The organism is Micromonospora sp. NPDC005367, assembly GCF_040606825.1.
Lineage (GTDB): Bacteria > Actinomycetota > Actinomycetes > Mycobacteriales > Micromonosporaceae > Micromonospora.
The window spans coordinates 1-2,343 of sequence record NZ_JBEXFP010000103.1; the positions used below are offsets into that span (position 1 = coordinate 1).

General features: G+C 75.8%; 1 protein-coding gene and 1 pseudogene. Both read right to left on the reverse strand.

Annotated elements, in window-relative coordinates; genetic code table 11:
• Window positions 1-841, reverse strand: a pseudogene (locus tag ABZS42_RS31885) (cell division protein FtsK); the annotation flags it as partial.
• Window positions 842-1,123: 282 nt separating this feature from the next.
• On the reverse strand, window positions 1,124-1,924 hold the full coding sequence (locus ABZS42_RS31890; protein WP_355151670.1) for an SGNH/GDSL hydrolase family protein: 801 nt from the start codon (window positions 1,922-1,924) through the stop codon (window positions 1,124-1,126).
• Between the last annotated feature and the right edge of the window lie 419 nt (window positions 1,925-2,343).

Sequence of the window (2,343 nt, forward strand, 5' to 3'; positions counted from 1 at the left end):
GACAGAGGTGATGCGGAGGACCGCCGCACCGGCTCCGACGAGGCCGAGGACGACGAGGCCCGCCGCCGTCGTCGCTGAACGGGTTGCCGGGCGGGTCGCCGACGTACGCGTACCGCTCGGTCATCCGCACGACGGTGGTGGCGCCCAGCGACGGCGGCGGCGCGCCGGGTGACCGGGGTGGGTGGCCGGCGGCCAGCACGCAGACCGCGCCCTGCGCACCGGCGTGGGTGAGCGCGGCGAGCCGGGCCGGTTCCCGTGGTGGCACGCCGGCGGCCACCACCAGCAGCAGTCCGCCGCCGGGGGCGCGCCGGGCGGTGCCCACGTGCCGCTCGGCGGCGTCGAGCAGGGCGGTCACCTCGGCGTCGGTGGTGGCCGGCGGGGCGAGCACGCCGACGTCGACCAGCGGACGCAGCGGCCCGAACATCGCAGTGGACGCGGCGGTGTCGATGCCGACGACCTGGACCTCTCCGGCCGGGGCGGCGGCCAGCAGCCGCAGCACCAGCGACCGCAGCAGCCCGGCCACCCGGGGATCGCGGGCGTCGGTGTCGATGGCCAGATGGTGGCCGCCACCGAGCGGGACCAGCGCCGGGAACGCACCCTCCGGGGTGGACGCCTCCCCGAGGCGGATCGCGACCGCCGTGTCGGTTGGCGTGGTCCCTGCGGGCGCCGGGGCGGCGAGCGCGGCGCCGACCTCGTTGAGCCGGCCGACCAGTTCACCGACGCCCGGCGGCGCGGTCGGCGCGGGCACGGCCCGCAGTGCGTGGCGGGCGGCGTCGAGGTGCGCGCGCGCCGCCCGGTGCGCCGCGACCGCCTGCCGGTACGCCGGCGCGAGCCTGCCCACTGTCCGCCTCCCAGGTCACGGGCCATCCGCGAGGACCATAACGGACGGTGGTGACGCCGTGACGGCACCGCGCGGCACGCGTCGTGACGGCCGGCGTCCGTCCGGGACCGCCGGCCGTCGTCGCAGGTCGAGCCTGTCGGGGAAGTTCGCGGCGAGCGAGGCGGAGTCCGGGCGGCGATCCGGGCAGGGCGGGGATCGGTCCGGGTACCGGTGTCGGCTCCGGACCGATCCCCGCCGTCGCCGGCCGTCGGCTGGGGTCCGCCGCGGCGGTTCCCCGGTCGCTCAGCCGGTGACCGAGTTCAAGGCGGCCAGGTAGCCGTGGCGGTAGCCGTCGGCATCCGGGTGGTACGCCTCGATGACGCCGCTGATGTCGTTGATCCACGGGTCGGCGCCGCAGACGCCGTGGTCGGCGAATTGCGCCCGGGTGTCGACGAACGTGGCGCCGGCCGCCGTGGCCCGGCCGGCGGTGACCGTGGCGAGCAGGTCGGCGGCTCCGTTGAGGATGGTTCGCTTGTAGACGCTCATCGCGAGCCATCCGCACGAGTTCAGCTCGAACAACCGTGGGTAGCCGAGCACGATCAGCCGGGCGTTGGGGGCGCGGTCGCGGATGGCCGCGTACGTGGCGTCGAGCCGGCCGGGCAACGTGCCGGTGGCGAACGCGCGCGCCTCGTTCACCGCGTTCGTGCAGGTGGAGGTGCTGCCGAACCGGCAACTGGTGATGACGTCGACGAAGCCGGCGTCGTTGCCGCCGATGGTGATGGTGACCATGGTGGTGCTCGTACTGAGCGCGTCGACCTGGTCGTCGATGACGTCGGCGGTGACCGCGCCGCCGCAGGCGGGGAACGCGAAGCTGTCCGCGCCGTGTGCCGCCGCCCAGAGCGGGGCGTACGACTTCTGGCTGCGCAGGCAGGTGGACCACTCGTACGGGCCGGCGCCCACGCCGGAGGAGTACGAGTCGCCGAGCGCGACGTAGTTGACGGCGGCGGCCTGTGCCGTGCCGGGCACCACGAGCACCGCGGCGAGGGCGGTGGTGACGAGGGTGGCCAGCGCGGCGAGGGCGCGCGCCAGCGGGCGGTGGGACATGACGGACCTCCACAGGACAGGGGTGGTGGGATCCGTGACCGCGCGCGTGGCCAGGGGTGGACCGGTTGTTACCAAGCAGTAATGGTATCGAAATACCTCGATGAGCGGAACAGGTGCGGACCCGGTGGCGGCCAGCCGGCGTCGACCGGTGTCCAGAACCCGGGGACGTCCCGCACTCGCCCGCGGATCGACGCGAGCGACACGGTCACCGCCGCGGCAGGCGGGCGCTTTTCGCCCGTGTCGTCCGGGTCACCGACGCCGGACGGTCACCGGCCGCGGTGGTCACGCGTCAGGAGCGTGAACGCCGAGGGCGGCGGCCGGCACGGCGGGCTCCCCGAGCGGCGCGGCGGGATGTGCTGACGACGGTCGGTGCGGGACGTGCGAGGGCTGCGCGGGCGCCGGTCGACCGGCGGCGGCGC

Bases quoted from the DNA above. Each gene is read 5' to 3' on its own strand.
- ABZS42_RS31890 (WP_355151670.1), bottom strand. From the start codon at position 1,924: ATGTCCCACCGCCCGCTGGCGCGCGCCCTCGCCGCGCTGGCCACCCTC.